Source organism: Streptomyces sp. NPDC002476 (genome assembly GCF_042889785.1).
Lineage (GTDB): Bacteria > Actinomycetota > Actinomycetes > Streptomycetales > Streptomycetaceae > Streptomyces.
Map to the genome: position 1 here is coordinate 301,170 of NZ_JBIARH010000004.1, position 12,999 is coordinate 314,168.

The 12,999-nt window shown below is 72.6% G+C and carries 6 protein-coding genes and 1 pseudogene; 1 reads left to right on the plus strand and 6 read right to left on the minus strand.

Annotated features, from left to right (window positions below; genetic code table 11):
- Positions 1 to 10 precede the first annotated feature (10 nt).
- The 3 genes and pseudogenes from ACFYXM_RS07145 to ACFYXM_RS07155 all read right to left on the minus strand — a co-directional run.
- Complete coding sequence (locus ACFYXM_RS07145) at positions 11 to 5,077, minus strand: DNA repair ATPase (RefSeq protein ID WP_389287626.1); 5,067 nt, start codon at positions 5,075 to 5,077, stop codon at positions 11 to 13.
- 375 nt (positions 5,078 to 5,452) lie between these two features.
- Positions 5,453 to 7,687, minus strand: a complete 2,235-nt coding sequence (locus ACFYXM_RS07150) for a flotillin family protein (RefSeq protein WP_389287628.1) — start codon at positions 7,685 to 7,687, stop codon at positions 5,453 to 5,455.
- 518 nt (positions 7,688 to 8,205) lie between these two features.
- A pseudogene (locus tag ACFYXM_RS07155) lies at positions 8,206 to 8,820 on the minus strand (hypothetical protein); the annotation flags it as partial.
- A 271-nt stretch (positions 8,821 to 9,091) separates the two neighbouring features.
- Here ACFYXM_RS07155 and ACFYXM_RS07160 point away from each other — a divergent pair.
- On the plus strand, positions 9,092 to 10,162 hold the full coding sequence (locus tag ACFYXM_RS07160) for a PucR family transcriptional regulator (RefSeq protein WP_389287630.1): 1,071 nt from the start codon (positions 9,092 to 9,094) through the stop codon (positions 10,160 to 10,162).
- A gap of 226 nt (positions 10,163 to 10,388) precedes the next feature.
- Here ACFYXM_RS07160 and ACFYXM_RS07165 read toward each other — a convergent pair whose 3' ends face one another.
- The 3 genes from ACFYXM_RS07165 to ACFYXM_RS07175 form a co-directional block, all read right to left on the minus strand.
- Complete coding sequence (locus ACFYXM_RS07165; RefSeq protein WP_389287632.1) at positions 10,389 to 10,844, minus strand: tellurite resistance TerB family protein; 456 nt, start codon at positions 10,842 to 10,844, stop codon at positions 10,389 to 10,391.
- A gap of 287 nt (positions 10,845 to 11,131) precedes the next feature.
- The gene (locus ACFYXM_RS07170) at positions 11,132 to 12,370 is read right to left on the minus strand and encodes a cation:proton antiporter (RefSeq protein ID WP_389287634.1); all 1,239 of its coding nucleotides are present in this window, start codon (positions 12,368 to 12,370) and stop codon (positions 11,132 to 11,134) included.
- Between the two features lie 2 nt (positions 12,371 to 12,372).
- Entirely contained in the window at positions 12,373 to 12,843 is a 471-nt protein-coding gene (locus ACFYXM_RS07175) for a cation:proton antiporter regulatory subunit (RefSeq protein ID WP_389287636.1), read from the minus strand.
- Between the last annotated feature and the right edge of the window lie 156 nt (positions 12,844 to 12,999).

A 12,999-nucleotide genomic window follows, 5' to 3' on the forward strand; every position in this document is an offset into this window, starting at 1 on the left:
GTTCGGGCAGTCAGTGATCTTCGTGTGACGCAGGGAATTCCGCGGGGCGGGTGATCGCGGGGTGAGGGGCCGCGTGGCGGGCCGTCGGGTTGGTGAGGACGTGGCGCGGGTCGGCGACACGGACGATGGCCGACTCCACCGCAGCGATCCGGTCCGCGAGCAGCCCCAGGGCGGCGACGGCCCGGCCCAGGGGGTCGTCGTCCGGGGCGCCGAGTGCCTGGGCGCGGACGTAGGAGGTGGTGATCTCGGCCCAGCGCGCGGCCTGCCGCGTCGTGAGCCGGCCGCGCAGTTCCGCGAGCTTCAGCAGGTTGGCCTCGGCGCCCGTGGTCAGCGTCTGGGCCTCCCCGGCGTAGTGGTCGTCGATGACGGCCGACAGCTCGGCGTCGTTCATCACCGGCACGATCCGCTCGGCGATCTTGTTCATGTTGCGGTACGAGCCCTGGAGCCGGAACGGCGGCTCGGTGCGGGACTCGTCGGCCTGGGCGGCGGAGGCGATGTACGCGGCGTTCACGGCCAGCACCGTGTCCCGGGCGGTCAGCAGATGGCGCAGCACCGCCGTGATCCGCTCCACCTCGGCGGGCGCGTAGGGGTGTTCGAGGCGGTCCGGGCGGGCCGCCCCGTCCCCGGACGCGAGCCGCACGAACAGCGCCAGGTCCTCGCGGGAACGCCCGGCGAGCGGGGCCAGCACCGGGTTGGCGGTCAGCGCGTTCTCGACGAAGCTCAGCGCGAAGACGTCCTCGCGGCCGGTCAGCACCTCGCCGAGGTTCCACACGTCGGCCCGGTTGGCGAGCATGTCGGGGATCCGGAACCGCGCCCCCGACTCGGTGTACGGGTTGCCCGCCATGCACACCGCGAACCGCTTGCCCCGCAGGTCGTAGGTGCGCGGCTCGCCGTCCCGTACGCCTTCGACGCGGCGGGTGGCGTCGCAGAGCGGGATGAACTTCTGGAGCAGTTCGGGCGAGGTGTGCTGGATGTCGTCCAGGTAGAGCAGGGTGTTGTTGCCCGCCTCCAGCGCGAAGTTGATCTTCTCGATCTCCTGGCGGGCGGTCGCGGTCCGCGCCTGTGCCGGGTCCAGGGAGGTCACGTCGTGGCCGAGGTTCGGTCCACTGACCTTGACGAGGACCAGCCCGAGCCGGTCGGCGACGTACTCCATGAGCGTCGTCTTGCCGTAGCCGGGCGGCGACACGAGCAGCAGCAGCCCCTGTGAGTCGGTGCGCCGGTCGGCGTCGGCGGTGCCGAGTTGCTTGGCGAGGCTGTCGCCGATCAGCGGCAGGTACACCTCGTCCAGCAGCCGGTTGCGGACGAACGCCGACATGACGCGCGGCCGGTGGTCGTCCAGCCGCAGCCGGGCCCGCTCGGCGGCCACGAGTTCGGTACGCAGGCGCTGGTAGGCGCGGAAGCCGGGGACGGCAGTGGCGCGGAAATCGCCGGTGCGGGCAAGGAGTTCGTCCAGTCGTACGGTCAGCCGGCCCCGGTCGACGCGCGGATGGGCGCCGAGCAGGCCGTCCACGGTCGCGCCGAGCGGCGCCGCGCAGTCGTAGCGGGCGAGCACCGGCTCGGGGCACAGTTCCACGGCGACGGCCTCTGCGAGGTCGCCCGGCTCGATGCCGGTGCCGCTCGCCGCCGCGTACGAGGCGAGCCAGCCCTCGGCCAGCTGGCGGCGGGCCGGGAGGTCGTCGTGCAGGGCGGCCAGGTCCTCGTCGTAGGCCGAGGAGCCCACGGCACGGCGGAACTTGTCCAGGAACGTGCGGACGGCGACGCTCGTGACGAAGCCGTCGGGGCCACTGGTCAGCTCCTCGAAGAGGTACGCGGCCACGGCCCCGGGGCCGGGTGCCTCGGCACCGGTACCCGGGCCGGAGAGCAGGGACGAGGCCGCGCCCATGGCGTGCGCCCACTCCTCCTGGAGGGCCGCGACGGCGGGCGCGAGCCCGAACGTCTCCCGGGCGCGGGCCAGTGAGACGGCGCGCCGGGTCCAGGAGGTGCGCCGGGCCTCGTCCGCCCCGTACGCCCAGAACAGCTGGGCCGCCGCCCGTACGGCGGGCGGGAAACGCAACAGCCCGGCCCCGGCGTGGAGTTCGAGCAGCGTGGCGAGGATCGCGGCGGCGTCCTCGTCGTGCACTCCCCGCTGATGGCCCTCCTCGTACGCGGCTGCAGCCGACTCCCGTACCAGGGCGGTGAGTTCGTCCGGGTCCAGGGCGGTCAGAGCGTCCACGCCATGCTCGGCGAGGAGCCGGGCCGCCAGGTGCTCGGCGCGGTAGACGCGCGGCGACTCGGAGGGCAGCGTCCGGTCCCAGTACGGGCGGGTCGCCGCGAAGTCCGGGTCACCGACCGGGGCCCGGTAGTCCGTGCCGGTCAGCGCGAACGCCAGCTCCTCCCCGTGCGGGACGAGCGTCAGGTCGAACGGCTGGGTGTTCACCGCGAACCGGTGCCGACCCAGCCGGATCACGGAGCCGCCGTCCGCGTACAGCTCACCCCGGTCGCGCAGCGCCCGGCCGGCCTCCTGCCGGGCGGCCAGCAACCGCCCGTCCAGCTCCTCGGCGCGCACCGGATCGCCGAGTTCCCGCAGCTCGTCCGCGGTGCGGCGGATCTTCGCGACCATCGGGTCGGAGGCGAAGTAGGTGTGCACGGCGTCCGGGTCGGGCAGGGCGGACACCCGCCGCGAAACCGTCTCCAGGACCCGGGCCGCCGAGTCCGCCAGCCGCTCCGCCCGGCGGGCCCGGGCGTCCTGGAGGGTCTGCTTGCGGGCCGAGAACGCCTCGTACACCTCCGTGCGGCGCTCGGCCAGCTCGGCGAGGAAGTCGTCGAACTCCGCGAACCGCGACTCCAGGTTCTCCAACTGGAGGAGCAGTCGGGAGAGTTGGTCGTCGCAGGCGTCCGGCGTGCCGGCGGCGGCCAGGGCTCCGGTGACGGCCTGCCCGAGCAGGGCGAACTCGGCGGCGAACTCGGCCCGCCCCTCGTGCTCCAGGAGCTCGCGGCGGCGCGCGTCGAGGGTGGCGCGGGCCCGGTTGACCCCGCCGAGGACCTCCGCGATCCGCTCCAGGATGGACGTACGGACCATGGCATCGCCGATGTCGAGCCCGGCGACCACGTCCGTGACGGTGTTCAGGCCCTCCGTCGTCCCGGTCAGTCGGTCGCCCAGGGCGGCGGCTTCGGCGACGGTGGTGAGCGCGGACGCCTCGTCGGTCAGGCGGGCGATGTCGGCGTGGTGGTCGGCGAACGCGTCGTCCCGGGCGAGGAACGCGACGGCGCGCCGTCCCGCCGACTCGATGTCCTCGGCGGTGGCGGCGGTCAGTTCGGCGATCCGTTCCGTGTCCGCGTACCGCATCTCCGCGAGCGTCGCCAAGTGGCCCTGAGTACGCCTGAGTTCGGTGAGTCGGCCGACCCATTCGGCGGCCGAGCGCGGGGCCTCGCCGCGGACGCGGCGGACGAGCGCGGTGATCCGGTCGGCGGTCTCGGTCAGTGCGTCCGCGGCCTGCCGGGTCAGCTCCCGTACCGTCTCGAACTCGCCGGTGATCTGCTGCGCGGCCTCCCGTAGCCCGGCCAACGGGGCGGCGAGTCCGCCCAGTTCGGGGTCGGCGAGCCAGTGGTAACGGTCGGTGGCGCGGGTGCAGTCGGCGACCAGCCGCGCGTATCCGGCGGCGGTGGGGGTGGTGCCGGTGATCTGCTCGGTGCTGTGCGCGAGCGCCAGCAGGTCGGAGACACCGCGCACCAGATCGGCGTTGCCGATCCGGGCGAGCGGGCCGGTCCCGGCGGGGCGGGAGGCGGCGTGGGTGTCGGAGACGTACGGGGTCCGCCAGCGCTGCACCGGGTGGACGCGGGCCGGTTCGTCGCCCCCGGCACCGGCCTTCAGCAGGATCAGCGTGCCGTCGTCGAGCAGGGCGTGGCCGCGCCCCTGGAGCGGGGTGGCGACCTCCTGCCGGATCAGGTTGTAGGGCAGGAGCAGGCCGCGGCCGTCGTCGGGGGAGCGGAAGACGTAGAGCACGTCCTCCCCGTTCGGGGAGCGGACGACGCCCTCGAAGACCGGGTCGGTGAGCGGTTCGGCGATGTCGAAGGTCTTCGCGGCGCCGGTGGTGAGGTAGTAGCCGCCGGGGAAGATGATCCCCTGGTCCTCCGGGAGCCGGTGGCAGGCGGGCCCGATGCCGTCGAGCCGTGTCACGCTGCCGAGCAGCGTGTTGAAGACCAGGTGGCGCCAGTTCTCCTCGTTGTACGGGCGCACGCGGAGCAGGACCAGCGGCCCGACGGTGGCGTGCTCGACGTCGGCGTCGGCGAGGGACTGGAGCGGTTCGGCGACCGGCTCCTCGTAGATCCCGTCGGGGGTGTCGGTGTCGTCGACGGTCTTGATGGTCAGGGTGCCGCCGAGGGTGTCGACGAAGAGGACGGCGCCGCCCGGTCCGTCCGCGTCCCCGCCGACGGCGATGTGCGGGTGCCGGCCCGGGACGTGGGACTCGCGTCCCGCGACGATCCAGGTGAAGTCGTGGGAGGGCGGGAAGACGTGGTCGCGGTCGCCGCGCGCGTCGAGGAACGCGCCGGGCGAGCCGTCGGGGCCGAGCGCCCAGCGCAGCACCCGGATGCCGTCGGCGTTCTCGCCGGTACGGAAGACGGCGAGCAGCTTCCCGTCCACGCGGCGCAGCCGCAGCAGGCGGGCGTCGCGGTAGTAGCGGTGCAGAGTGGTGAACTCGCGGACGAAGCCCTCGTCGTCGAGCACGCCGCCGTCGGGTGCCTCGCCGTTCTGCCCCGGATGCGGGTCGGCTTCGGTCAACTCCGGCCCGTAGAGGGCGAGTACGTCGTTCACCTCGGCCGGGTCCGCCGTCCCGGGGGCCCGCTCGAAGCCGAAGAGGAGCCGCCCGCCCACGGCCACCAGGTCGCGGGGCACGCACGCCTGGGCGGTGCGGATCCGCTCGGTGCCGGTGAGGTGGAGTCCGGTCGAGCCGAACTCCTCGGTGCGGCGGGCGTTGAGCGCCTCGGCGCGGGCCGCGAGATCGGCGGCCCGGTCGTGGAGCCGGCGGCGCAGCACGTCGTACGTCCCCGCGTCCACGGGGCCGCCGGCGGGCGGTGCGGTCGTGGTGTCGGTGTCCATGCGCGCGGCTTTCTGTGAGGTGTGCGGTGTGCCGGGGCGCCCGTGCGGGTGGTGGTGCGGCCCGTGGGGTGGGGACGGCCGGTGGCGCGGTGTGCGGTGTGCGAGGGGCCTGTGGGGCGCGGAGGCGGTTCTGTGGTGGGGCGGGGGTGCGGTGGTGGTTCTGTGGTGGGGCGGTGGTGCGGGGGCGGGCGGCCTGCGGCGTGGGCCCGTCCGGTGCCGGGGGACGGTTCGGCGGTCACCGGACGGGCCCGGGGATGTCCGGGCAGGGCCCTGCCGCCCTGCCCGGACGGGTTCCTGGCCGTTCGCGGCGCCCGGACCGGGCCGCGGGCGCGGTGAGCGGTGCCCGCGGAACCGGCCCGAGCCGGACGAGTGTGCCTACGCGACCGGCGCCCCGTTCCGTGCCGCGAGCGTCTCCGCGTCCGCGCCGTGCGCCCCGGCGTCCGGAGCGTTCACCGCCCCCTCGGCCCCGGCACCCGTACCGGCAGTCCCGGCTTCGGCCCCGGTTCCGGCGGCCGTACCCGCGACACCCGCGCCCACGGCCCCCGTCAGCGCGGCGACCGGCAGGTCCGCGAGGCCCGAGTCCCGTGCGGCGGACAGCAGTTGACGTACCTGCTCCGGCGCGATCCCGGCCCCCGGTGCCCGCATCAGCCGCGTCAGCAGCGCCGACACCGTCAGGTTCCGCACGTCCCCCGTGGTCACCGAACCCACCATCCGGGTCAGGTCGTCCGTGAACGAGGACGTGCCGTCCAGCCACGGTCCGGCCAGGGCCTTCGCCGTGTCCGAGTTCTCGACGAACCCGTCGAGGCTCCTGCCCAGCGAGATGGAGGAGACCAGCCGGTCGAAGAAGACCGACTCCCCGCCGACGATGTCGATGTCGGCGTTCTCCAGTCCGGTGGCCAGCACCGTCGCCTGAGCCTCCGCGACCTGCCGCTGCACGTCGAGCCCGGCCAGCCGGATCTCCTTCTCCGCGGCGAGCCGCAGCCGGTACTCCTCGTGCCCGCGCGAGGCGTCGTCCAGGGCCGCCATCGCCGCGGCCTTCTCGGTGAGCCCGGCCGCCTCGGCCTTCAGCTTCTCGCCGATCATCGCCGCGTCGGCCGTCGCCTGGGCCTGCGTGCCCTCCGCCTCCGCGAGGGCCTTGAGCCTGGCCCCCTCCGCCTCGGCCCTGAGCCGTGCGGAGGCCGCCTCGGCCTCGGCGAGACCGGTCTTCTCGATGACGGCGGCGGCCGCGTCCCGCACCTGGACCTCCGCGAGGCCGGGAGCGGCGGACTCCGCCTGGACACCCTCCGCGAGCCGCAGCTTCGCCTGGGCGTCCAGGTCCGCGGTCTTCAGCCGGGCCTCGGCGAGCGTGAGCTGTTCGGCGGCCAGGTGGGCGGCCGCGGCCTCCGCCGCCTCGGCGGCCTTGATGTCCTTGACCAGCTTCTCCTGCGCCTCCGCCTCGGCGGCGATGATGACCGACCTGCGGGTGCGCTCCGACTCCTCGACGGCCCGCAGCGTCTTGATGGACTCCTCCTGCTCCGCGACCGTACGGTCCACGGCGATGCGCTCCCGGATGACGTCCGCGACCTCGCGGCGCTCGGCCTCGACCTCCTTCGTCGCGGCGATCCGGTCGAGCTCCGTCTGCCGCTCGCGCCCGATGACCTCCAGCAGCCGGTCCTTCTCGATGCGCTCGTTCTCCACGGCGATGACCCGCTCGCGGTTCTTCTGCGCGACGGCGATCTCCCGGGCCTGGTTCTCGCGCTGGATGCCGAGCTGCTCCTCGGTACGGATGAACGCGGCCTGGGCGTTCAGCCGTTCCTCCTCCTGGACCTTGGCGGTCGCCGCTTCCTCACGGGCCCGCAGCGTCTCGACCTCGCGGCGCTGCTTGATCTCGGCCTCGGCCTGCCGGCGCTCCAGCTCCAGGATCGTCTCCCGGGCGTCGACGTCCTGCCGGGTGATCTCCTTCTCCTCGGTGCGCTGGTACTCGTTGGTGCGCACGTGCTCGATCGCCGTCAGCTCGGTGATCTTGCGGATGCCCTGCGCGTCGAGGATGTTGGCGCCGTCGAGCTGCGTCATGGGCGTCTGCTCAAGGAAGTCGATCGCCGCGTCGTCCAGGTGGTAGCCGTTCAGGTCGGTGCCGATGACCCGGATGATCCGGTCCCGGAACTCCTCGCGCTTGGTGTACAGGTCGACGAAGTCCAGCTGCTTGCCGACCGTCTTGAGCGCCTCGGCGAACTTCGCGCCGAAGAACTCCTGGATCGCCACCTTGTCGCTGGCGCGCTCCGTGCCGATGGACTGGGCGACCTTGATGACGTCCTCGACCGTCTTGTTGACCCGGACGAAGAAGTTGATGTGGATGTCCGCGCGGATGTTGTCCTTGCAGATGAGGCCCTCGCGCCCGGTACGGCGGATCTCGATGGTCTTCACCGAGATGTCCATGTACTCGGCCTTGTGCAGCACCGGCAGTACGACGGCCCCCGTGAAGGTGACATCGACCTTCTTGGTCTTGGAGATGATCAGCGCCTTGCCCTGCTCGACCTTGCGGAAGAGTCGGCTGATGACGAGGAGGAGGGCGACGGCGATGAGCAGGACGACGGCTACGAGTACGCCGAAGCCCAGGGTGATGGCATCCATGGCGGTCCTTGACGGCTGGTGCGGAAGGCGGAAGGCGGAAGGCGGAAGGCGGAGGGAGGGAGGGGCGGGCCGGCCCGTTCGGCCGGGAGCCTCGTGCGGCCCCGTTCAGTCCCGGTCAGTCCCTTTCGTTCTTTCGTTCAGTCACGTTCATTTACGGTCAGTCACGTTCAGTCCGGTTCGGGGTCGTCGGAACGTGTCCGGCGATGGAGGGTCGTGGACGGCCCGGCGTTCTGCGAGGCATCCCGCGAGTCGTCCCTCGGGGCCGGCGTCGACGTGATCGGGCGCGGCGGCGCAGCGGCCGACCGCACGACCGGCCGGCCGGAGGACCGGTCGGAGGTAAGGCCGACCGGTCAGCCGGAGTGGTGCGCGGTACGTGGCGCACCGTGCTGGGCGGCCGGGCGCCGGGCGCGGCGCGACCCCGGCGGAACCTGCGACCTCGGCCGTTCCGGCCGCTCCAGGTGCTCCGACCGCTTCAGCCGTTGAAGCCCTTTCGGCTGCTCCGGCTGCTCGGGCCGTCCCGGCGGGCCCGGATCGAGGGCCCTGTCGTACGGCGAGACCCAGAAGAACTCGCCGTTGTCGTCGTACGCGTACAGCAGCCCCGCGCTGCCCGCGACGAGCAGCGGCCCGTCCGGCGGACTCAACAGCCTGACCTGGACGATCGCGGTGGAACCGTCGTCCGCCACGACCTCGGCCTGACCGAAGTCGGAACTCACGGAGCCCGTACGGATCGTGCAGACCCGGCCGAGGAAGTCCTGCCGTGACGGAGGGGGTACCTCCGGCAGGCGGCGGCGCAGCAGACGCACCAGCGCCCGCGTGACGGTCCAGGCGATCAGCAGCGATCCGACGAGCACGGCGCAGGTGAGCACGGCGCGGAGGGTGCCGGTGGCGCCGCCGCGATGCAGCAGGACGGTACCGGTCAGGCTCGTGAACCAGCCGACGACGACCAGCACGGACACCGAGACGGTGACCGGCACTCCGCCGATCCCGGCCAGGCCGGTGTCCAGGTCCCCGTCGAAGGAGTGGTGGTCGGCGGCCCCGGCCAGCACGAGCAGCCAGAAGAAGACGACCACGGCCAGCGCGGCTCCGAACAGTACGGCCGGAAAGGCAGTCGCCGCGCTCAGGAATTCCTGCATCGGTCCACCCCTGTCTGTTCTGGCGGGGTCCGGTGACGGCGATGGGTGACCCAGGCGCCGCGGCCCGCGCATGGCGGTGCCGCGACGGCCGGGCCGTCCCCCGTGTTCCCCCGTGTTCCCCCGTGGTGCTGGGCCGATCGTGCCATTCGGGCCCCGGGGAGTGCACTGCCGGAATCCGGCAATCTTTATGCGGCCTTGATGCCGGGCACCGGCAGCGCGGCGTGGTGTTGGATGGACGTCGGAGTCTCGTCAAGAAGTGAGGGGGGTACGTGTGGCCGCGCCGGAGATACCCGACGAATATCTGGGTGACTATGCCCGCATTCTGACCGAGGTCGCCGCCACCGGCCGTCGGCTGACCCGGGACGAGCTGGACGCCCGTCGGGCCATGGGGCGCCGGGCCGCCGAGGCGGGTTTCCAGATCCGTGCCCTGGTCGGCCTCCATCTCGCGGCGACCCGCGCCGACTGGCCGTGCGGCCCTTCGGCCGACGCCGCGACGACCGATTCCGTACTGGCCGCGGTCGAGCAGGCCGTCGACGCCTTCGCCGAGGGATTCGAGCGGGCCCAGAGGATGACGGTGCGGCGCGAGGAGGCGGCGCGCCGGGAGTTCATCGACGACCTGCTGTACGGGCGCAGCGACCTGGGCCGGATCGCCGAGCGCGCCACCCGGTTCGGGCTGCGGCTCTCCCGCGCCCACGCGGTCGCGGTGGCCACCGGTCCGGAGGCGTACACGGAGACCGACCCCGTGCCCCGCGCGGTCGAGTCGGCGCTGCTCGCGCGGTTCAGTGGCCGGAAGATCCTGATTACGACGAAGGACGGGCGGCTGGTCTGCATCGCGCCGGCCAGCCAGCCCGATGTGCTGCGCTACTTCGCCAAGCAGGCGCACGCGGCGACGGACGGCGGCCGGGTGGCGGTGGGCCGCCCGCATCCGGGCCCGGGGGGCGTGGTCCACTCCTACGACGAGGCGCTCGACGCGCTCGATCTCGCGCAGCGGATGGACCTGGACGATCCGGTGCTGTACGCCGCCGATCTGCTGGTCTATCCGGTGCTGACCCGGGACCGGCAGGCCATGGCCGACCTGGTGCGCGGTCAGCTGGGCCCGCTCCAGCGGGCGCGCGGTGGGGCAGAGCCCCTGCTCAACACGCTCATCACCTACTTCGACGCGGGCTGCGTCGCCGCCGAGACGGCCCGGCGGCTGTCGCTGAGCGTGCGGGCGCTGACCTACCGTCTGGAGCGGATCCACCAGTTGACCGGGGCCGACCCGGCCGACCCGATGCACCGTTACACGCTGCAGACGGCGGTGATCGGCGCCCGGCTGCTGGACTGGCCGGCCAAGGAGCTGTGACCCGGACGCCGGGAGAGGGGTGGCCGCGGGCGCCGCGAGAGGAACGGCCGCGGGTGCCGGGAGCGGAGTGGCCGGGGGTGCCCATCGGGGGAGTTGGGCACCCCCGGCCTGCCGGAGGCGGACCGGTGTCGTCCGGTCCGCGGTCGTCCGGCGGTACGCGGGCGGGCCGGGGTGCCCGGTCCGCCGGGGAGGGAGTCGAGGACCAGGGCCGGTCCGGAGACGGGCCCTACAGGTCGAACTCGTGCGGCGGGAGGTCGAGCGCGAAGCACGCCTCCCGCACGACGGCCCGCTCCGACGCGTCGAAGTTGCCGTCGGCGCCGCCGATGACGATGCCGATCTGGATGACGGCACGCGCCTCGGCCGGCTTCTTCTTCGCCTTGCCGATCTCCTGGAGGATGGAGACCTTGCCGAAGTCGAAGTCGGCGGTGAGCTTGTTCACGTAGTCGTTGAAGCGACGCTGGAGGTCGTCCGCCGGGAAGTTCTGCAGGACGTTGTTGGAGGCGATCAGCGAGGCGACACGCTGGCGCTCGGACGGGTCGACGGAACCGTCGGCAGCGGCGACGAGGGCGCACATGGCCATGCTCGCATCACGGAACGCCCCGCTCTTCAGGTCGTTCTTCTTCGCTTCCAGCTGCGACTGCATCGACGAAGCAGATTCCTTGATCCGATCCCACAGGGCCATGTCGTCTCCATACGTTGCGTTGTGTTGCCGGAACCAACTGAACTCTACAGGCGTGTAGAAGTTAGCAGGAGGGTGTTCCCGGAGTGTCCTCCGTGTTCCGTGAACAGCACTGAGTGCAACGAGTGGCTGTCGGGAGAAGTGCCCCGAAGTCCGAAGTGTCCCGATCGCGAAGCGCCCCGACCGCCCGGCGACGCCACGTGAGTACGGGCGTCGACCGGGCGGCCGGGGGCGGATGCGGTCGGTCGAGGCGCTGGGCAGGGCCTGGTGCCCTTCCGGGCGAACACGCCCTAGGGCGAGGCCGGGATCTCCTCCCGCGCGGCAGAACCCGCGGCACCCGTGGTTTCCGCGGTGGCCGGGGCACCGGCGGTACGGCCGCGTCGGCTCAGGACCTTGGTCGCGATCGGCTCGGTCCAGCGGGCGGTGAGCGGTCCGGCGATCACGAGGATGAGGACGTACGCGGTGGCGATGGGGCCGATCCGGGGCTCGGTCGCCACGGCCAGTCCGGCGATGACGATGGAGAACTCGCCGCGGGCGACGAGCGTTCCGCCGGCCCGCCAGCGTCCCTTCGACCCGATTCCGGCCCGGCGGGCGGCGTACCAGCCGGTGGCTGTCTTGGTGAAGATCGTGACGACGGCCAGCAACGCGGCCGGGAGCAGCACCGGCGGGATCTCGGCCGGGTTGGTGGAGAGACCGAAGAACACGAAGAAGACGGCGGCGAACAGGTCCCGCAGCGGGGTGAGCAGCTTGCGCGCGCCGTCGGCGACCTCACCGGAGAGCGCGATCCCGACCAGGAACGCGCCGACGGCCGCGGACACCTGCAACTCCTGGGCCACACCGGCCACCAGGACCGTCAGCCCGAGCACGACCAGCAGCAGCATCTCCGGGTTGTCGGAGGACACGGCCCGGCTGATCAGCCGTCCGTGACGCAGGGCCAGGTAGAGCACGAACCCGACGGTGCCGAGCGCGATGAGCAGGGCGATGCTGCCTCCGGCGAAGCCCACTCCCGCGAGCATCGCGGTCAGCAGCGGCAGATACACGGCCATCGAGAGGTCCTCGATGACCAGGACGCCGAGGATGACGGGCGTCTCCCGGTTCCCGAGCCGTCCGAGGTCCGCGAGCACTTTGGCGATCACCCCGGACGACGAGATCCACGTGACGCCGGCGAGCGCGACGGCCCCGACGGGTCCCCAGCCGAGCAGCAGCGCGGCCACCGCTCCCGGGGTCGCGTTGAGGAGGAAGTCCACGACCCCGGAGGGGTACTGGGTCTTGAGGCTGGTCACCAGCTCCGAGGCGCTGTACTCCAGGCCCAGCAGGAGCAGCAGCAGAATGACACCGATCTCGGCGCCGACGGCGGTGAACTCCTCACTGGCGCCGAGGGGCAGGAGCCCGCCTTCCCCGAAGGCGAGCCCCGCCAGCAGATACAGGGGAATGGGCGAGAGTCCTATCCGCCCGGCGAACCGCCCGATGATTCCCAGCCCCAGAATGACGGAGCCGAGCTCCACCAGCAAAGCGGTCGTGTCATGCACTGTCAGCCCTCCGCGATGATCTCGGAGAGCGCATCGACGCCCTCCCTGGTTCCGACGACGACGAGCGTGTCCCCGATGGCCAGCCGGAAGTCCGGCCCGGGCGACGGATGCGCACTGTGCGTCCGCAGCACCGCGACGATCGAGGCCCCCGAGCGGGTGCGTGCCCGGGTGTCCCCGAGCAGCCGTCCGCCGTAGGGGGAGCGCGTCCCGAGCGGGATGTGCTCGGTGACCAGGTCGATGCCCTCGGTGCGTACCGCGTCGATGGGCGCCGCGTCGATGAGGTGCGCGAGGCCGGTCGCCTCCTGCGGTGTCAGCGGTACCGAGAGACGGCACGAATCAGGATCGTCCTGGTCGTAGAAGCCGATGAACCGACGCCCGTCGTGGTGCACGACGACGGAGATGTGCTGACCCGACTCGGTCGTGTAGTCGTACTGGACACCGACTCCGGGCAGTGTGGTGCGGTGGGTTCCCATGGCTTCCTCCTGAGGGACATGGCGACATATCGACACTCTTGGTGATTTCTTTATCTGCGCATTACCTTATCCGGAGGGTTTCCGCCGCCTCCGGTGCGGCGGTGCGGGGCCGGGGCGCGGGAGCGCTGGGCAGCGGGCGCGGGGTTCCTGACATGC